A 17320-nucleotide genomic window follows, 5' to 3' on the forward strand; every position below is an offset into this window, starting at 1 on the left:
GCCGTGAGGATCGCGGTCACCGGCTCGACCGGCACGCTCGGCAGTCAGGTCGTCAATCTCCTGGCCGCGAGCGCCGGGCACCATGTCGTGGCGCTGGCGCGTCGTCCGGAGGTGGTGCCGGCGAGGTTGACCGAGCGGGTGCGGCGGTCGGGCGTGGTGACCGCGGTGCGTGCGGACTACGACGAGCCGGGGTCGCTGGTGGCGGCGCTGGGCGGGGTCGACGTGCTGGTGTTCGTGTCCGGGGACGGTGAGGCCGCCCGGATGATGGTGCAGCACCGGAACGTGGTGCGGGCCGCCGTCGACGCCGGGGTGGGGCACGTGGTGTACCTGAGCGGGGTGGACGCCGACCTGGTCTCGCCGTTCTGCTACGCGTTCACCAACGGGTGGACGGAGCGGCTGCTGGAGGGCAGCGGGCTGCCGTTCTCGTTCGCTCGGGCGTCGTTGTTCACGGAGTTCTTCGCGGCGTTCCTGCGTCCGGCGCTGCGTTCGGGTGAGCTGCGGGTCCCCGCCGGGGGCGGTCGGGTGTCGCTGGTCTCGCGGTCGGACGTCGGACGCTGCCTGGCGGCGCTGGCGCTGCTGCCGCCGAGCGGGCGGCACCATGACCTGACCGGGCCGGAATCGTCCACCCTCGACGGCGTGGCCCAGGTGCTGAGCGGGATCGCGGGGCGGCCGGTGCGGTACACCGACGTGCCGCCGCCGGCCCTGGCCGAGGAGCTGGCCAGGGCCGGCGAGGACCCGTGGTGGACATACGCGTACTGCAGCATGTTCGCCTCGATCCGTGAGGACCGCTGGGGCGGGGTGTCGCACGAGGTGCTGCGGCTCACGGGCCGGGCGCCGTTGTCGGTGGACGACGTCGTCCGCGCGACCGCCTGAGCCGGTCCGCACCACCCGGCGCTACCTGTCCGACGGGCTACCGGTACTGCGCGACGATCGGGCAGTCCATGGGGTCGGCGTGGCCGAGGCCGACGCGGTTGAGGTACTCGACGATGATCCCGTACGACTCGAACAGCCCGGTCTCGGTGTAGGGGATGCCGCGCTCGGCGCAGAACTCCTGCACGATGGGGCGGACCTGGCGGAGGTTGACGCTGGGCATCCGCGGGAAGACGTGGTGCTCGACCTGGTAGTTCAGGCCGCCCATGGCCCATGCGACGAACCGTCCGCCGCGGATGTTGCGCGATGTGAGGACCTGGCGGCGCAGGAAGTCGATCTCGAGGTCCTTGGGCAGCAGCGGCATGCCCTTGTGGTTGGGGGCGAAGGTGGCGCCCATGTACACGCCGAAGGTGGCGAGCTGGACCAGCATGAAGGCCGTGCCGAGCACCGGGCCGAGGGTGAGCAGCACGAGGGTGGGGAACCCGATGAGCCGGACGCCCAGGAGCACGCTCTCCGCCGCGCGGTGCTTGATCGCCGGGGTCGTGGCGAGCGTCTGGACCGAGTTCGCGTGGAGCACCGGGCCGAACAGCGCCAGCATCGGGAAGAACAGCCAGCCCTGCCGCCGGGTGACCCAGCCGAGGAACCCGGTGCGCCCGGCCTCCTCCCCCGGTACGAACACGAGCGCTCCCGTGGCGATGTCGCCGTCCTTGCCGATCACGTTGGGGTTGCCGTGGTGCTTGTTGTGCTTGCGGTTCCACCAGCCGATGCTGAGCCCGACGCCGAGGTTGCCGATGATCCGGGAGAACCACTCGTTGCGCCGCCCGGAGCTGAAGATCTGCTGGTGGCCGCCGTCGTGGGCGAGGAAGGCACCCTGGGTGAACACGACGCCGAACAGCGCCGCCACCGCGAGCTGCCACCACGTGTCGCCCAGGGTGAGCAGCAGCACGAACGCGACCGCGAGGGCCGCCGTGAACGCGAGGGTGCGGCCGACGTACCAGCCGACGCGACGTCCCATCAGGCCCGCGGCGTTGGCGCGTTCGACGAGCTCGAAGTAGTCGTTGGTCTGCGCGTTGCGGGCCGTGCGTCGTTGGCGGGCCGGGCGGGGCGGGGCTTCGGTCGTCATGGGCGTCAACCTAGGAACACGGTCGTGCACCGCGCGTCCCCCGCAGGAGCCAATCTCACCCCCTACGCAGGTAGTGGGTCAGGGTCCTCGACGGGCAGGGTCGCGGTGAGCTCGAAGCCGCCGTCGAGCGTGGGGCCGGCCGTGACCGTGCCGCCGAGCGCCGCGACGCGCTCGCGGATACCGGCCAGGCCCAGGCGGGCACCCGGGGTGGGCTCGTCGTCGCGGTCGGGGGGCGTGTTGGTGACGGCGACCCGCAGCTTGTGCCCGTCGCCGGTGATGGTCACGGCGATCGCGGAGCCCGGGGCGTGCCGCAGGGCGTTGCTCAGCGCCTCCTGGACCACGCGGAACGCCGTGAGCCCGACGACCTCGGGCACCTCCGTGCCGGCCTGTGCCTCCGGGTCGTCGGCGTCGTAGGTGATCGCCACGCCGGAGGCGCGGGTGGACTCGACCAGCCCCGTGACGTCGGACAGGCCCGGCAGGGGCGCGGTGGGCGCCGTGTCGTGGCCGCGCAGGATGCCGAGCAGCCCGCGCATCTCCCCCAGCGCACGCCGGGAGGAGGAGGCGATCTCCTCGAACTCACGCTGCACCGCCTCGTCGAGGCCGGGCTGCCGGTAGCGCGCCGTGGACGCCTGGACGGTGATGACCGACATGCTGTGCGCGACGACGTCGTGCAGCTCGCGCGCGATCCGGTTGCGTTCCTCCAGCTCCCGGCGCCGGCTCTTCTCGGCGGCGCTGAGCCGCTCGGCCTGCTCCATGCGCAGCACGCTCAGGCTCCACAGCCGCACGATCACACCGACCAGCGCGAAGCCGCCGCTCAGGGAGACCAGCACGACGCCGTTCGCGAAGGCCGACGGGTGCCCGCCGTCGTCGAGGACCGCGGGCGCCCACACGGTCAGCATCGCCCCGGCCGACCACAGGGAGGCCGCCCAGTACCAGGAGTGGCGCAAGGCCAGCACGAACACCGTCAGGCAGTGTGCGAGCAGCACCGTGACCGGCCACGGCCAGGGCCACTCGGGGCCGGCGCCGGCGGTGACGATCATCAGGGGCAGGGCGCCCGCGACCGAGGCGCCTAGCCCGGCCCACGGCCACCGCACCGCCAGGATCGCGGCGGCGCAGTTGACCAGCGTGAAGGCCATGGCGGCTGCCGGGTGGGTGCCGTACCCGGACGCGGTCACGGGCCAGCCGACGGCGACCAGCGTGACGGCCGCGATCGACACCAGCGACCACAGCCACACGACCTCGCGCCGGGCGATCGAGGCCGCGCTGACGTCCAGGCGGGTCAGCGAGCGCAGCCGGTTGAGGGAACGCGGCCGCGGCGGCGTCTCGGGTGGGTGATCCATCACCCGCAGGCTATGCGGTCGTGCCCCGCGGCGCGTCACCCGTACGACGGACCCGGCGTCATACTTTCGGGTGTCCGCCACCCCGTGTCTCCCGCCCTCCGGGGATCGTTTTCGGGCCGCGTTTTCGGGTCGTGCTTTCGGGTCGTGGTCGGCCTTCCGGTTAGGTTGTCCCCATGCCACCACCTCCCGACGTCGCCGGGCGCGACATCCGGGTGCTCATCGTCGACGACCAGTCGATGATCCGCGCCGGGTTCGAGGCCCTCCTGAACGCGCACGAGGGGATCACGGTGGTCGGCACGAGCGACGACGGCGCCGGGATCGGCGACGTCGTGCGGCGGGTGCAGCCCGACGTGGTGCTGATGGACATCCGCATGCCCAAGGTCAACGGCCTGGACGCCGCCCGCACGATCCTGGCGATGCCCGGCACCCCGCCCAAGGTGATCATGCTGACCACGTTCGACGCCGACGAGTACGTGTTCTCGGCGCTGCGCGCGGGTGCGAGCGGGTTCCTGCTCAAGGACTCGCCGCCCGAGGAGCTCACCCACGCCGTCCGGATCGTGGCGGCCGGCGAGGCGCTCCTGTCCCCCAGGATCACCCGGGCCCTGATCGCGGACTATGCCGCGCGCCCGGCCACGCCCGCCTCGGTGGCGGCCACCCTGGGCGGGCTGACCGACCGTGAGCTCGACGTCATGAAGGCCGTGGCCGCCGGACGGTCCAACGCCGAGATCGCGACCGAGCTGCACCTCGCCGAGCAGACGGTCAAGACGCACGTCTCGCGCATCCTGAACAAGCTCGCCCTGCGCGACCGGACGCAGATGGTGGTCTGCGCCTACGAGTCCGGCCTGGTGCGCGCCGGCCGCTGAGGGCGTGTCAGGAGGTGCGGACGTACTCGGCCAGGTGCTGACCGGTCAGGGTCGGCTCACCGGCCTTGGCCCGGGCCACCAGGTCGGTGGGCGTGCCCTCGAAGACGACCCGGCCGCCGTCGTGCCCCGCGCCCGGGCCCAGGTCGATGATCCAGTCGGCGTGCGCCATGACGGCCTGGTGGTGCTCGATGACCACGACGGACTTGCCCGACGCGACCAGGCGGTCCAGCAGGGCCAGGAGGTTCTCGACGTCGGCCAGGTGCAGGCCCGCCGTGGGCTCGTCCAGCACGTAGACGCCGCCGTCCTCGCCCAGGTACGTGGCGAGCTTGAGGCGCTGCCGCTCACCCCCGGACAGCGTGGTCAGGGGCTGGCCGATCTTCAGGTACCCCAGCCCGACGTCGGACAGGCGCTCCAGGATCTTGTGCGCCGCCGGGGTACGAGCGGAACCGGACCCGAAGAACTCCTCGGCCTCGGCCACCGACATCGCCAGCACCTCGGCGATGTCCTTCCCGCCGTCGGTCCCGCCGTCGCCGTCAGGGCCGTCGCCCGAGCCGCCCAGCTTGTACTCCAGCACCGCCGCCTGGAACCGCTTGCCCTCGCACTCCTCGCACGTGGTGGCCACGGTGTCCATGAAGCCGAGCTGGGTGTAGACCACGCCCGCACCGTTGCAGGTGGGGCACGCGCCCTCGGAGTTGGCGCTGAACAGCGCGGGCTTGACGCCGTTGGCCTTGGCGAACGCCTTGCGGATCGGCTCCAGCAGCCCGGTGTACGTGGCGGGGTTTGACCGGCGCGAGCCCTTGATCGCGGCCTGGTCCACCACGACCACGCCGTCGCGTCCCGCGAGGCTGCCGTGGATCAGGGAGCTCTTGCCCGACCCCGCGACACCGGTCACGACGCACAGCACGCCCAGCGGCACGTCGACGTCGACGTCGCGCAGGTTGTGGGTGTTCGCGCCGCGGATCTCCAGGGCGCCCGTGGCGGCGCGCGGGGACTCCTTGAGCGAGGCCCGGTCCTCCAGGTGCCGGCCGGTCAGCGTGCCGCTGGAGAGCAGCTCCTCGACGCTGCCCTCGAAGCACACTGTGCCACCCGCGCTGCCCGCGCCCGGCCCGAGGTCGACGACGTGGTCGGCGATCGTGATCGTCTCCGGCTTGTGCTCCACGACCAGCACGGTGTTGCCCTTGTCCCGCAGCTGGAGCAGCAGGTCGTTCATCCGCTGGATGTCGTGCGGGTGCAGGCCGATCGTGGGCTCGTCGAACACGTAGGTGATGTCCGTGAGCGCCGAGCCGAGGTGGCTGATCAGCTTGGTGCGCTGCGCCTCGCCGCCGGACAGCGTGCCCGAGGGCCGGTCCAGCGACAGGTAGCCCAGCCCGATCTCGACGAACTTGTCCAGCAGGTTCTGCAGGTTGCCCAGCAGCGGCGCGACGGACGGCTCGTCCAGGCCGCGCACCCAGTCGGCCAGGTCGCCGATCTGCATGGCGCACGCGTCGGCGATGTTGACGCCCTTGATCTTCGATGCCAGCGCGGCCTCGGCCAGGCGGGTGCCGCCGCAGTCGGGGCAGGTGATGAACGTGACCGCCCGGTCCACGAAGGCGCGCAGGTGCGGCTGCAGCGCGTCGCGGTCCTTGGCGAGCATCGAGCGCCGCACCTGCGGGACCAGGCCCTCGTAGGTCAGGTTGGCGCCGCCGATCTTGCGCTTGGTCGCGTCCCGGTACAGGAAGTCGTGCCGCTCGGTCTCGTTGTAGTCGCGGACCGGCTTGTCACCGTCGAGGTACCCCGACTCCGTGAAGAACCGCACCGACCAGCCGCCCGCCTTGTACCCGGGCACGGTGATCGCGCCCTCGTTGAGCGACTTGTCCTCGTCGACGAGCTCGCCCAGGTCGATGTCCGACACCGTGCCCCGGCCCTCGCAGCGCGGGCACATCCCGCCGTGGTACGTCGCCTCGCGCACGATCTGCTTCTCGCCCGTGGACGACGTCATCACCCCGCTCGCCGTACGGGCCGGGATGTTGAACGAGTACGCGACCGCCGGTCCGGCCGACGGCGTACCCAGGCGGCTGAACAGCAGCCGCAGCAGCGCGTTGGTGTCGGTCACCGTGCCGAGCGTGGATCGCGGGTTGGCGCCCAGCCGCTCCTGGCCCACGACGATCGCCGTCGTCAGCCCCTCCAGGAGGTCCACGTCCGGCCGCGACAGCGACGGCATGAGGCCCTGCACGAACGCGCTGTAGGTCTCGTTGATCATCCGCTGCGACTCGGCGGCGATGGTCGCGAACACCAGCGAGCTCTTGCCCGAGCCCGAGACCCCGGTGAACACCGTCAGCCGGCGCTTGGGGATCTCCAGGTCCACGTCCCGCAGGTTGTTCTCCCGCGCGCCGTGCACCCGGATCAGGTCGTGGGTGTCCGCCGGGTGGGCACCGGACGACGGTGCGTCCGTGCCGGTGCGGGCGGTGGTGCTGGTGGCAGTGCTCGCCGTGTTCATGCTCGGCCTTCCGTGGCAGTGGTACCTGAGGCGGACACCAGCACGGGCCGGGGTCCCTCGGATGCTCCGGTGCCGGCCGGCGCGGTGCTCGTCGGCGCGGTGTCGGTCAAGTCCGTGTCAGTCAGCTCGATGTCAGTCAGCTCGATGTCGGACAGGTGGGTCCCGGCCGCCCGGAGGTAGGCCGCCAGCCCGGGGACGCACATGGCGGCCCGCTCAGAGCTGCTTGATGCGGACGGTGTTGCCCGCCGGGTCGCGGAACGCGCAGTCGCGGAACCCGTACGGCTGGTCGACCGGCTCCTGCATGACCTCCGCACCGCTGGCCTGCACCCGCTCGAACGTCGCCTCCAGGTCGGTGGCGCCCAGGATGACGGCGGCGTAGGTGCCCTTGGCCATCATCTCGGCGACCGTGCGGCGCTCGTCCTCGGTGACGCCCGGGTCGGCCCCCGGCGGCGTCAGCACGATCGAGGTGTCCGGCTGGTCCGCCGGGCCGACCGTGATCCAGCGCATGTCACCCTGCCCGACGTCGAGGAAGACCTCGAAGCCCAGCGCGTCCCGGTAGAACGCCAGGGACGCCTCCGGGTCGGTGTGCGGCAGGAAGGTCTGGTGGATCGTCAGCCCCGTGCTCTTGCTCGTCTGTGTGCTCATGACGGTCACGCTAGGTCCCGACCCGGGGGTCGCGCTTCTCGATTCCTGACGGGCCTGGTCACCTGCTTGGCGATGCACGCCGGCAGGCCCCCGGTGTCGACCTGTGCGCCCGCGAGCACGGGGTCGGCGCGGTACACGCTCGGCGGCACCCCGACCAGCTCGGTGAACCGCGTGCTGAACGTCCCCAGCGACGAGCAGCCCACCGCGAAGCAGACCTCGGTCACGCTCAGGTCGCCCCGGCGCAGGAGCATCATGGCGCGCTCGATCCGCCGGGTCATCAGGTAGCTGTACGGGGACTCACCGTAGGCGGCCTTGAACTGGCGCGACAGGTGCCCGGCCGACATGTGCACCCCGGCCGCGAGCGCCGCGACGTCCAGGGGCTGGGTGTACTCGCGGTCCATGCGGTCGCGGACGCGTCGCAGGAGCGCGAGGGTGCGCAGGTGCTCGGCGTCGTCGGCGTTGTTCGTCACGCACGTGATGCTGTCATGTCGTGCCGCCTTGATCGCGGCCGACAGCGCTCCGCCCGGCTTGTCAGTGGGTCAATGTACGTTGACCGGATGCCTCCCCCGTCGCGAGATCGGTCGCAGCAGGATGTGTTGGCCTCGGCCCTCGAGAGGTTCGGCCTGCGCCTGTCAGATGGCGCATCGCCCGCCGACGCTCGTTCGGGTGCGGGCGTTCATCGTGTGGGGCTGACGGGTGGTGGCCGGGCGTATCTGAAGGTCACCGCCGCCGACGTCGGTCGCTCCCGCGCCGAGGCGGAGCGGGAGCTGAGGTTCTACCGCGGCGTGGCACCGGCTGCCCCCGTGTCCACGCCTGCGCTGCTGGACGTGCTGATCCTCGACGAGGGCGTCGCGCTCCTTCTCGAGGACGCCGGCGAACAGCTGGCCGTCACTGCCTGGTCCCGGGACCGGTGGCGATTGCTCGGCCGGGAGCTGGCCCGGCTGCACGGGATGCCACTTCCCGCGGGCGACTGGGGACGCGCTGACGACCTGTTGTCGGCGCTCGCGGTCTCGGACCTCGGCCCTGTCGTCGAGTTCTGGTCCGGTCATCTTCCGCAGCTCGATGACCTGCTCGAAGGCAGGACCGCGGTGGTTGACCGCCTCCGGACTGTGCCTTCGGTGTTCGTCCACGGTGACTGTCATACCGGGAACGTCGTGCACGAACAGGCTGGCGGGCACGACACTCCGGTGTTCTGCGACTGGCAGGCGGCCGGTATCGGGCGGGCGACGTCGGACCTCGCGTTGCTCAGTGTCCGGGCTACCCCGTCGGGTGCTCGTGTCCCGGCCGCCCTCGTCGAGGAGTACCTGGCGCGGACCGCCCGACGAGGTGGCGCGCAGGACGTCGACGAGTTCCGTAGGTGCCTGGCGTTGGAGGAGCTGGCGATCCTGGTCTTCCAGTGGCCGTCGTACGCGGCCTACAACGGTCCAGCCGGTACAGCTCGTATCCGTCGGCGGGCCCGGGAGCTCGCCGAGCGGCTCAGCGGCTGAAGAACTGCAGGTAGTTGGTGTCGCCCCAGCCGTTGTCCGCGCCGTCGGCCTGGTGGCTGACGGCGACGGGGCCGCGGGCGTTGACCGTGACGCCGAACCCGGTGCCGTTGAAGTAGCCCCCGATGGCGACGTCGTTCAGGGGTGTGCTGGTGCGGTCGAGGGTCACCAGGCGGGCCTTGTTGCCGCTGCACGCGGTGCTGCTGGAGTCGGCGACGACACCGAGGGCGACGTAGGAGCGGCCTGCGGGTGCCATGCCGAGGCCGAGGTTGATGTGCTCCCGGCAGCGCACGGGCACGGTGGTGGGGAAGGTCGTGGCCCACACGGTGGTGGTGGGGCCCCAGCCCTGCGTGGTGGAGGTCTGCGTGAAGTGGCGGGTGCGGACGGACAGGTAGCGGCCGTTCCGGTAGGGCCAGACGACGCGGGTGTGGGTGGTGCCCGCGGCGAGCTCGGCGTCCCGGCCCACGGCGAAGGCGTAGGAGGGCGTGGAGCTCGTGGTCTGCTGCCGCCAGAGCTTGTCGCCCGCGGTGATCGTCTCGCGGCCCTGGCCGTCGCTCACGATGCGGGGTGCCCCGCCGGTGGGCGAGACGGTGCCGAGGGTCTGTGGTGCGGTCCAGGTGGTGGCGCCGGGGCGGAGCACGGTGCGCCGGACGGCCTGGGTGGTGGTGCCGGTGGCCTCGGCCCAGACGACGGTCACCTTGCCGGCGTCGTTGATGGTCGCGGCGAAGTACCCGTTCTCGGGCACACCGGTGACCGGGAGCGTCGTCCAGGTCCCGCCCCGCGGGTGCAGGCCCGCCATGAGGCCGTCGGGAGCCCGCCAGACGACGACGGCGTCGCCGTCGGTGGTGGTGACGAAGCTGGTGGCGTGGTCGAGCTCACCGATCGTCTCGGGCGCGGTCCACCGTCCGCCGACGAACTCGCGGGACACCAGGGACGAGTCGGGCCCGGAGGAGACGGCGATCCCGTACGCGCCGGACCCGGCACGGACGCTGCCGCCGTACCCGGGGATCTCGGTCGGGACGGGCCAGGTCCCGTTGTACGTCGAGCCCAGGCTGAGGACCTCGTAACCCTCGCCCGGCACGGGGTGCGCGACGGTGTGCACCCGGCCCGACTGGGAGACCGCCGCCGACCAGGTGCCGCCGCTGCGCTGCGTGGGCCAGCCGGGTGCGGGGTCGCCGGGCGCGGCGTGCGCGGGCAGGGGTGTCGCCGCCAGCACCAGCGCTGCTGCCAGGGCGCCCACGATTCGTCGTCGCATCCGGGCTCGCCTTCCTCGGGGCTTCGTCGTCCTGTCGGCGGTCTTTCTTGGCGGTCTTCCCAGCCGAGGTTAGCCCGGGCCGCTCCCGGACGGGCCCGTGGGACCGGGTGAACTCCGCCGGATGGACGCAGCAGGGTCAACGCAGGAACACCACACCAGCTCCGTAGGAACGCCGCAGGTCGGAGCGCCCGACCGGGAACAAATCGGGCCTCGTCGCACGTTATGGAAGCAGCAATGAGCAACTGTCCGATGTCTGTGACCCAGGGTGCTCCCCAACCCTTGACGTGCGTCGGCGCACACGAATCTCCCTGGCTCGACATCCCGGTCCGTGAACCCGGTCCAGCACCCTCTCAGGGCGCTCCCGGTGATCCTGGATCGGCTCGCGCGATGCTGCTCACCCGGCCCCCTACGTATGGAGGACCACGTGACAACACCCGCCCCACTCCTGCGTCCTGTCCCCGACTCCCCTGACACCTCCGACGGCGCTCGCGGCCGCGCCCCGGAACCCGTTCCTGACCACGCTCCCGAACACTCCGCCGCCAGCCCCGCCGGCCCGCTGATGATCGTCGTGGGCGGCGTCCCGGGCGCCGGCAAGAGCACCCTGCTCGCCAACGTCGCCGCGGACGTCCCTCGCGCGGTGGTGCTCGACCCCGACCGCTACCGGCGTCGGATCGCCGCCCGCCTCCCGTCCTGGGTGCCGTACGTCGCCTACCGCTGGGTGGCGCACACCCTGCACGCCGTCGCGACCGTGCTGAGCCTCCTGGCCGGGCCGCGTTCGGGCCGGCCCCTGCTGGTGCACGACACCGCCACCCGCGAACGCCGTCGGGAGCTGCTGGGCCTGCTGGCGCGGCGGTGCGGGTGGGACCCGGTGCTGGTGGCCGTGGACGTGTCGCTGGCGGAGGCCCTGGACGGGCAGCTGGACCGGGGCCGCGTGGTGCAGCCGGACGAGTTCGTGCGGCACTGGGAGCGGTGGACGGCGCAGCGTTCGCTGCTCGCGGCGGCGGCCGGCGGTCCGCGGGGCCCGTGGTCGGCGGTGCACCTGATGGAGCGGTGCGACGCGTTCGGGCAGGTACGTGACCTGGTCCGGCGGCGTTCGGTCGTGGTGGCTGCGCGCCGCCCGGAGCCGGCGCCGGCCGGCGCCCGGGCCGCCAACCCCTGCGCGGCCTAGCTCACGTGCCGGTCAGGAGCGCCTCCCGGAGGCTTTCGGGCAGGTCGGGCGGGACGTCGGGTGGCACGGCGAGGGCGTGCAGGGCGCGGCTGAAGTAGTTCCGGGCGGCGGCGGCCAGCACGACGTCGACGATCTGCCGGTCGGTGAGCCCGAGGTCGCGCAGCCGCCGGGTGTCCTGCTCGGTCAGCGCGGTTGAGTCGCGGCTGATGCGCTCGGCGAGCTCCATGGCGGTGACCTCGAGCTCGCTGAGTCCGGCGGCGTGGTAGTCGAGGGCGATGCGTTCGAGCTGGGCGTCGTCGAACACGGTGCGGGACTTGCGCCCGTGGGCCAGGCGGCACGCCTGCGACCGCAGGGCGCCTGCGGCGGCGAGAGTGACCAGCTCGTACAGGCGCAGGCCGATGCTGGGCACGATCGCGCCGGTCAGGTCCTCGAACGCGCGCTGCGCCTGCGGGTTGACGGCCATGACCCGGGTGTGGCTCGGCACGTAGCCGAGCTCGCGGAGATCCCCGGCGTACCCCTCGGCGCAGGCGCCGGTGGCCTCGGCGGGCTCGGGAGTCCTGATGATGGTCATCTTTGCAGCGTCCCACCGCCGTCGTCGGCCCGACAGCCGGTGGGCGGGTGAGATCGTCGCCCGCCCACCGGCGTCCCCGTCAGAGCCGCAGCCGGGTCACCGCCACCCGAGCGCCGGCGCCACGTGCTTGATGATGTTCTCGATGACGTGCGCGTTGTAGTCGACGCCGAGCTGGTTGGGCACGGTCAGCAGCAGCGTGTCGGCGGCCGCGACCGCCTCGTCCTCGCGCAGGTCCTCGACCAGTGCGTCGGGCTCGCCCGCATACGTCTTGCCGAACCGGGCGGGGCCGGTGTCGAGGTGGCCCACCTGATCCTCGCTGTAGACCTCCATGCCGAAGTACTGCCGGTCGCGCTGGTCGGTGATCGGGAAGATGCTGCGGCTGACGGACACGCGCGGCTCGTGCTCGTGCCCGGCCTCGGCCCAGGCGTCGCGGAACCGCTTGATCTGCTCGGCCTGCAGCCGGTGGAACGGCACGCCGGTGTCCTCGGTGAGCAGCGTGGACGACATGAGGTTCATGCCCTGGGCGGCCGTCCACTCGGCCGTCGCGCGGGAGCCGGCGCCCCACCAGATCCGCCGGCGCAGCCCGTCGGAGTGCGGCTCGACGCGCAGCAGCCCCGGCGGGTTGGGGAACATGGGGCGCGGGTTCGGTTCGGCGAAGCCCTCGCCGTCGAGCAGCTCCAGGAACCGGGCGGTGTGCTCCCGGGCCAGGTCCGCGCCGCCGGCGTCCTTCGGCGCCGGCTCGTACCCGAAGTGCCGGTAGCCCTCGATGACCTGCTCGGGTGACCCACGGCTGATGCCGAGCTGCAGCCGCCCGCCGGAGATCAGGTCCGCCGAACCGGCGTCCTCCGCCATGTACAGCGGGTTCTCGTAGCGCATGTCGATCACGCCCGTGCCGATCTCGATGCGGCTGGTGCGCGCACCGATCGCCGCCAGCAGCGGGAACGGCGAGGCGAGCTGCCGCGCGAAGTGGTGCACCCGGAAGTAGGCGCCGTCGGCACCCAGCTCCTCGGCGGCCACGGCCAGGTCGATCGACTGCAGCAACGCGTCCGACGCCGAGCGGGTGCCCGACTGCGGATGCGGCGTCCAGTGACCGAAGGACAGGAACCCGATGTTCTTCACGCTGACCTCAACTCTCCCGGGGTGCTCGTCCCGTCCCGGGACGGTACGACCGTTCCCGAACCGTTATCGGCACGCGGGCATCGTTTCGAGCCCGTCGGACGTCTCTATCAGTGTGAGCAACAACGACGCCTTCCTCGACCGCACCACCTCCGCGCAGCCCGACCACTTCTACGGTCGCACCCAGCCGGAGACCGTGCGCTGGTGGATCCCCCTGGTGGCCTCCACCGGCGCGCTGCTCGTCCTCGTCCTGGGCACCGCTGCCGTCGTCAGCGGCATCGTGAACTCGACGATCGGCAGCATCGGCTGACACGCCTGCCGGGCCACACCGACAGGCGTGGCCCGGCAGGAGCTCACACCTGCTTGCGCACCGCGTCCGCCACGGCGTCCGCGACCCGGTGGTCGAACACCCCCGGGATGATGTACGCGCTGTTCAGCTCGTCCGGCGCGACCACCTCGGCGATCGCCACCGCGGCCACCCGCAGCAGCTCCGTGGTGATGTCCGTGGCCCCCGTGTCGAGCAGCCCCCGGAACAGGCCCGGGAACGCCAGCACGTTGTTGATCTGGTTCGGGTAGTCGCTGCGTCCGGTCGCCACCACCGCCGCAGACTCGGCCGCCTCCAGCGGGTCCACCTCCGGGGTCGGGTTGGCCAGCGCGAACACGATCGCGTCCTGGGCCATCTGCGCCACGTCCGCACCGGACAGGATCCCGCCCGCCGAGACCCCGATGAACACGTCCGCGCCCTTGAGGCCCTCCTGCAGCGTGCCCGAGAACCCGTCGACGTTGGTGTTGTCGACCAGCCAGCGCCGGTGCGGGTCGTCGGTGACCACGCCCGGGTGCAGCGCGCCGTCCCGGCCGAACGCCACGATGTGCCGCGCGCCCTGCGCCTTGAGCAGCCGGATGATCGCGTTGCCCGCGGCCCCGACGCCGGACACGACGATCCGCACGTCCCCCAGGTCCTTGCCGACCACCTTCAGGGCGTTGACCAGCGCCGCCAGCACCACGATCGCCGTGCCGTGCTGGTCGTCGTGGAACACCGGGATGTCCAGCTCCTCGCGCAGCCGCGCCTCGATCTCGAAGCACCGCGGCGCGGCGATGTCCTCCAGGTTGACGCCCCCGTAGACGGGCGCGATCGCCTTGACGATGCGCACGATCTCGTCCGTGTCGGTCGTGTCCAGGCACACCGGCCAGGCGTCCACCCCGCCGAACTCCTTGAACAGCGCCGCCTTGCCCTCCATCACAGGCAGCGCGGCGGCCGGGCCGATGTCGCCCAGGCCCAGCACCGCCGTGCCGTCCGTGACCACGGCGACGGTGTTGCGCTTGATCGTCAGCCGGCGCGCGTCCTCGGGCTTGTCCGCGATCGCCAGGCACACCCGCGCCACCCCGGGCGTGTACGCGCGCGACAGGTCGCGGCGCGTCTTGAGCGGCACCTTGTTCGTGACCTCGATCTTGCCGCCCAGGTGCATCAGGAACGTCGAGTCGCTCGACTTGAGCACCTCCGCGCCCTCCACGGCGTTGACCGCTGCCACGACCCGCTCCCCATGCTCCGCGTCGATCGTGTCGCACGTGACGTCCACGACCAGTCCGTGCGACGTCGAGTGCGCGATGTCCACGCCCATGACCGCCGCCCCGGCGTCGGCTACCGCCGCTACCACCGTGCTCGTGGCGCGCTGCGACGCGGCCACCTCCACGCGCAGGGTGATCGTGTAGCTCGGGCTGGGCAGCGACATCGTTGTTCTCCTCGATCCTCCGGCCCTCATCGGCCGGCACGCGGCGCGCGGGCGTGCGCGCACCTGGAGATTCCTACCCCCGCGACGTGACGTGCGCCACACGAGCCCGCCATGCGGACGGCGCACCGGCGAGCTTCGCGCAGGAATGGGGCGTGCAGGATATGAGCGTGAACGTCTCCCCCGACTCCCCCGCCCGCGACGACGTGCTGCGCCTGCTCGACGAGCACCTCACCGACATGTTCGCCACCTCCCCGGCCGAGAGCGTCCACGCGCTGGACCACACGGCGCTGCTCGCCCCGACGATCACCTTCTGGACCGCCCGGGACGACGACGGTGCGCTGCTGGGGTGCGGTGCGCTCAGCGAGATCGGCGGGCACGGCCAGATCGGCGGGGACGACGCGAAGCCGGAGGGCGAGATCAAGTCCATGCGCACCGCCGGCCACGCCCGCGGCCGGGGCGTCGCCTCGGCGCTGCTCGACGCCGTCCTGGCCGAGGCCACGCGACGCGGGTACGCGCGCGTGAGCCTGGAGACCGGGTCGCAGGACTACTTCGCGGCCGCCCGCCGCCTCTACGCCCGGCACGGGTTCGTCGAGTGCGGGCCGTTCGGGAGCTACACCCTGGACCCGCACAGCGTGTTCATGACCCTGGAGCTGCCGGCGGCGCCGTCTGCCGGGCTGCCGGTGGCAGGCTCGACTGCCGGCTCTGCTTCCGCAGGAGCCCCCGCAGGCTCGTGATGCGGCCCTCGTCCAGCCCGGCGTACCGCAGGTAGGCCACCGGGTCCAGCTCCGCCAGCCAGTCCAGCAGTGCCGCACGGCGCTCGCCGACGCGTTCGTCGAGCTGCCGGGCGGTCCACGTCTCGCCGCGGTGCTGCACCCAGGCGCCGCGTTCGACGTCGTAGGCCACGCCGCCGCCGCGGTGCGTGGTGCCGCGGAAGGCGCGCTCGTAGTCCTGCGCGATCGCCTCGTGCTCGACACCCGTCAGCGACAGCAGCAGGGCGGTGATCATCCCGGTGCGGTCGCGGCCGGCCGCGCAGTGCACCAGCACGGGCCCGGGGGCGTCGGCGATCACCCGGAACACGCCGCCGAACAGGTGCGGGTACATCGCGGTGTTCGGCGCGTAGGAGCGCGGGTGGTCGAGCCAGGGGCCGCAGGTCTCCAGGAAGTGCGGGTCGCCGGGGTCCTCGGTCGGGGTGTTGTGCGTGACGAGCTCCCGGGGCCGCACGGCGTCGGGCATGAGGTCGTGCGCCTGCTTGACCTCGGCGGGGTTGCGCAGGTCGACGACGGTCGTGAGCCCGACGTCGACGGCCTCCGCCCAGCCGGTCTGCGTCATGGGTTCGGGAGCGCCCGAGCGCCAGACGCGCCCTGCGGCGGTGGTCCCGCCGTCCTCCAGCGGGAGGCCACCGAGATCGCGGAGGTTGACGGCGCCGTCCCAGACCTGGAGGTTCACCGGGTTGCTCATGTGCGGCATCGTGGTTGGGGGTCCACGGGCAGGTCAACGGGTAGAACTGCCCGTGGACAGCGCGTCCTGGTCAGGTGTCCAGGTCGCGCGTCCAACTCAGGCGTCGAGGTCGACGACGACCAGCGCGTAGTTGTCGGGGGCGCCCGCCGCCTCCACGGCGCAGGCGATCTCCTGCCCGACGGCGTCGGGGTCGCCCTCACGCGTCAGGAGGGCCGCGAGGTGGTCCGCCGCCAGGACCGCGTGGACGCCGTCGCCGGTCAGGACGAACCGGTCACCCGCCCGTACCTCGGTCGTGGCCAGGTCGGGCCCTGCGTCGGAGTGCCCGCCGGTCCCGACCGGGACGAGCGCCTGGTTCAGGAGGTTGCGGTCCTCGTGGGAGCGCGCCTCGTCCTCGGTCAGCCGGCCCTCCTCGATCAGCGCCGCGACCACCGTGTGATCCCGGGTGAGCCGCTCCGCCCGGCTGTCCCGCACGAGCCACAGGCGCGAGTCGCCGACGTGCGCGCTGAACAGCGTCGAGCCGACCAGCAGCGCGGCGGTCACGGTGGTGCCGAAGTGGTGCGGGTCGGGCAGGGTGGCCGCCTCGGCGGTGATCGCCCGGCTCGCCTCGGCCGTTGCCGCCAGGAGCGCGGCCGCGGGGTCGCCGTCCGCCGTCGTCCAGGGGGCGTCCACCGTGGTGCCCGTGGTGGTGCCCACAGGGGCATCCATCGCGGCGAAGGCGTCGACGGCCAGACCGGCCGGGACGGGGCTGCCGTGCGGCCCGAACCCGTCGGCGACGACGAACAGGGAGCCGCCCGCGTAGAGCGCGTCCTGCTGGGCCGCGCGGGCGCCCTGGCCGAGTCGCCAGGCGCTACGGGCGGTAAGCGTGGGGCCTGAGATCTGCATGATCGTCTCCTTCGTGCGCAGGTGTTCGACGACGGAGGCGACGATGTCGCGGCGTGAGGCCGTGTCGGCCTCGACCTGACGCCAGTACGCCCGCACCTGGTCGGCCGCCACACCTGCCGGCGCGGAGGCGACCGCACGGATGCGGGCCAGGGGCATGCCGATCAGCCGCAGCCGTGCGACCAGGCGGGCCCGGTCGAGCTGGGCCGGCGCGTACCAGCGGTAGCCGGTCAGCGGGTCCACCCGATCCGGCCGCAGCAGGTCGAGCTCGTCGTACAGGCGCAACGCCTTGGGCGTCAGGCCGGACGTCCGGGCGAACTCGCCGATGCTCAGGTGCTCCAC

At 72.5% G+C, this 17320-nt stretch carries 18 protein-coding genes; 7 read left to right on the forward strand and 11 right to left on the reverse strand.

Annotated elements, in window-relative coordinates:
• Window positions 1–3 precede the first annotated feature (3 nt).
• Complete coding sequence (locus tag QRN56_RS15660; RefSeq protein WP_285104749.1) at window positions 4–873, forward strand: NmrA family NAD(P)-binding protein; 870 nt, start codon at window positions 4–6, stop codon at window positions 871–873.
• Window positions 874–910: 37 nt separating this feature from the next.
• Here the strand turns inward: QRN56_RS15660 and QRN56_RS15665 are convergent, their stop codons facing one another.
• On the reverse strand, window positions 911–1993 hold the full coding sequence (locus QRN56_RS15665) for a fatty acid desaturase family protein (RefSeq protein ID WP_285104751.1): 1083 nt from the start codon (window positions 1991–1993) through the stop codon (window positions 911–913).
• Between QRN56_RS15665 and QRN56_RS27695 the strand changes: the two genes are divergently transcribed.
• The gene (locus QRN56_RS27695) at window positions 1992–2102 is read left to right on the forward strand and encodes a hypothetical protein (RefSeq protein WP_502928808.1); all 111 of its coding nucleotides are present in this window, start codon (window positions 1992–1994) and stop codon (window positions 2100–2102) included. The two genes, QRN56_RS15665 and QRN56_RS27695, sit on opposite strands and share 2 nt — an antisense overlap.
• Here QRN56_RS27695 and QRN56_RS15670 read toward each other — a convergent pair.
• Window positions 2056–3333: a sensor histidine kinase gene (locus tag QRN56_RS15670; protein WP_285104753.1), complete on the reverse strand. Its 1278-nt coding sequence runs from the start codon at window positions 3331–3333 to the stop codon at window positions 2056–2058. The genes QRN56_RS27695 and QRN56_RS15670 overlap by 47 nt on opposite strands.
• Before the next feature lie 173 nt (window positions 3334–3506).
• Between QRN56_RS15670 and QRN56_RS15675 the strand changes: the two genes are divergently transcribed.
• Complete coding sequence (locus tag QRN56_RS15675; RefSeq protein WP_285104754.1) at window positions 3507–4196, forward strand: response regulator; 690 nt, start codon at window positions 3507–3509, stop codon at window positions 4194–4196.
• Window positions 4197–4203: 7 nt separating this feature from the next.
• On the opposite strand, the gene QRN56_RS15680 is transcribed toward QRN56_RS15675, so the two are convergent.
• The 3 genes from QRN56_RS15680 to QRN56_RS15690 all read right to left on the reverse strand — a co-directional run bounded on the left by QRN56_RS15680 (window position 4204) and on the right by QRN56_RS15690 (window position 7787).
• Entirely contained in the window at window positions 4204–6672 is a 2469-nt protein-coding gene (locus QRN56_RS15680) for an ATP-binding cassette domain-containing protein (protein WP_285104756.1), read from the reverse strand.
• 213 nt (window positions 6673–6885) lie between these two features.
• A complete protein-coding gene (locus tag QRN56_RS15685; protein WP_285104758.1) occupies window positions 6886–7317 on the reverse strand; it encodes a VOC family protein in 432 nt (143 codons plus the stop codon).
• 5 nt (window positions 7318–7322) lie between these two features.
• Window positions 7323–7787: a helix-turn-helix transcriptional regulator gene (locus QRN56_RS15690; protein WP_285104760.1), complete on the reverse strand. Its 465-nt coding sequence runs from the start codon at window positions 7785–7787 to the stop codon at window positions 7323–7325.
• An 87-nt stretch (window positions 7788–7874) separates the two neighbouring features.
• Here QRN56_RS15690 and QRN56_RS15695 point away from each other — a divergent pair, with 87 nt between their 5' ends.
• Window positions 7875–8804 (forward strand): aminoglycoside phosphotransferase family protein, encoded by a 930-nt coding sequence (locus tag QRN56_RS15695; RefSeq protein ID WP_285104762.1) that lies wholly within the window; start codon window positions 7875–7877, stop codon window positions 8802–8804.
• Here the strand turns inward: QRN56_RS15695 and QRN56_RS15700 are convergent.
• Entirely contained in the window at window positions 8794–10056 is a 1263-nt protein-coding gene (locus tag QRN56_RS15700) for a hypothetical protein (protein ID WP_285104764.1), read from the reverse strand. The genes QRN56_RS15695 and QRN56_RS15700 overlap by 11 nt on opposite strands.
• Before the next feature lie 424 nt (window positions 10057–10480).
• Between QRN56_RS15700 and QRN56_RS15705 the strand changes: the two genes are divergently transcribed.
• Window positions 10481–11224: an AAA family ATPase gene (locus QRN56_RS15705; protein WP_285104766.1), complete on the forward strand. Its 744-nt coding sequence runs from the start codon at window positions 10481–10483 to the stop codon at window positions 11222–11224.
• A gap of 1 nt (window position 11225) precedes the next feature.
• Here the strand turns inward: QRN56_RS15705 and QRN56_RS15710 are convergent, their stop codons facing one another.
• Together QRN56_RS15710 and QRN56_RS15715 are read right to left on the reverse strand one after the other, a co-directional pair.
• Window positions 11226–11795 carry a carboxymuconolactone decarboxylase family protein gene (locus QRN56_RS15710; RefSeq protein WP_285104768.1) on the reverse strand — a complete coding sequence of 190 codons (570 nt, stop codon included), beginning with the start codon at window positions 11793–11795 and terminating at the stop codon, window positions 11226–11228.
• 96 nt (window positions 11796–11891) lie between these two features.
• Entirely contained in the window at window positions 11892–12914 is a 1023-nt protein-coding gene (locus QRN56_RS15715; protein WP_285104771.1) for an LLM class flavin-dependent oxidoreductase, read from the reverse strand.
• Between the two features lie 112 nt (window positions 12915–13026).
• Between QRN56_RS15715 and QRN56_RS15720 the strand changes: the two genes are divergently transcribed.
• Window positions 13027–13221: a hypothetical protein gene (locus QRN56_RS15720; protein ID WP_285104773.1), complete on the forward strand. Its 195-nt coding sequence runs from the start codon at window positions 13027–13029 to the stop codon at window positions 13219–13221.
• Window positions 13222–13264: 43 nt separating this feature from the next.
• Here QRN56_RS15720 and QRN56_RS15725 read toward each other — a convergent pair whose 3' ends face one another.
• A complete protein-coding gene (locus QRN56_RS15725; protein WP_285104774.1) occupies window positions 13265–14641 on the reverse strand; it encodes an NAD-dependent malic enzyme in 1377 nt (458 codons plus the stop codon).
• Between the two features lie 161 nt (window positions 14642–14802).
• On the opposite strand from QRN56_RS15725, the gene QRN56_RS15730 reads away from it, so the two are divergent.
• Window positions 14803–15375 (forward strand): GNAT family N-acetyltransferase, encoded by a 573-nt coding sequence (locus tag QRN56_RS15730; protein WP_285104868.1) that lies wholly within the window; start codon window positions 14803–14805, stop codon window positions 15373–15375.
• On the opposite strand, the gene QRN56_RS15735 is transcribed toward QRN56_RS15730, so the two are convergent.
• Window positions 15278–16099, reverse strand: a complete 822-nt coding sequence (locus tag QRN56_RS15735) for a tyrosine-protein phosphatase (protein ID WP_285104776.1) — start codon at window positions 16097–16099, stop codon at window positions 15278–15280. The genes QRN56_RS15730 and QRN56_RS15735 overlap by 98 nt on opposite strands.
• Window positions 16100–16195: 96 nt before the next feature.
• The gene (locus QRN56_RS15740) at window positions 16196–17320 is read right to left on the reverse strand and encodes a MerR family transcriptional regulator (RefSeq protein WP_285104778.1); all 1125 of its coding nucleotides are present in this window, start codon (window positions 17318–17320) and stop codon (window positions 16196–16198) included.

The organism is Promicromonospora sp. MEB111 (assembly GCF_030209445.1).
Classification (GTDB): domain Bacteria; phylum Actinomycetota; class Actinomycetes; order Actinomycetales; family Cellulomonadaceae; genus Promicromonospora.

Excerpts from the sequence above, each read along its gene's own strand:
- QRN56_RS27695 (WP_502928808.1), top strand. The coding sequence starts at position 1,992 with ATGGGCGTCAACCTAGGAACACGGTCGTGCACCGCGCGTCCCCCGCAG.
- QRN56_RS15665 (WP_285104751.1), bottom strand. The coding sequence starts at position 1,993 with ATGACGACCGAAGCCCCGCCCCGCCCGGCCCGCCAACGACGCACGGCC.
- QRN56_RS15670 (WP_285104753.1), bottom strand. The coding sequence starts at position 3,333 with ATGGATCACCCACCCGAGACGCCGCCGCGGCCGCGTTCCCTCAACCGG.
- QRN56_RS15675 (WP_285104754.1), top strand. The coding sequence starts at position 3,507 with ATGCCACCACCTCCCGACGTCGCCGGGCGCGACATCCGGGTGCTCATC.
- QRN56_RS15680 (WP_285104756.1), bottom strand. The coding sequence starts at position 6,672 with ATGAACACGGCGAGCACTGCCACCAGCACCACCGCCCGCACCGGCACG.
- QRN56_RS15685 (WP_285104758.1), bottom strand. The coding sequence starts at position 7,317 with ATGAGCACACAGACGAGCAAGAGCACGGGGCTGACGATCCACCAGACC.
- QRN56_RS15695 (WP_285104762.1), top strand. The coding sequence starts at position 7,875 with ATGCCTCCCCCGTCGCGAGATCGGTCGCAGCAGGATGTGTTGGCCTCG.
- QRN56_RS15700 (WP_285104764.1), bottom strand. The coding sequence starts at position 10,056 with ATGCGACGACGAATCGTGGGCGCCCTGGCAGCAGCGCTGGTGCTGGCG.
- QRN56_RS15710 (WP_285104768.1), bottom strand. The coding sequence starts at position 11,795 with ATGACCATCATCAGGACTCCCGAGCCCGCCGAGGCCACCGGCGCCTGC.
- QRN56_RS15725 (WP_285104774.1), bottom strand. The coding sequence starts at position 14,641 with ATGTCGCTGCCCAGCCCGAGCTACACGATCACCCTGCGCGTGGAGGTG.
- QRN56_RS15730 (WP_285104868.1), top strand. The coding sequence starts at position 14,803 with ATGAGCGTGAACGTCTCCCCCGACTCCCCCGCCCGCGACGACGTGCTG.
- QRN56_RS15735 (WP_285104776.1), bottom strand. The coding sequence starts at position 16,099 with ATGAGCAACCCGGTGAACCTCCAGGTCTGGGACGGCGCCGTCAACCTC.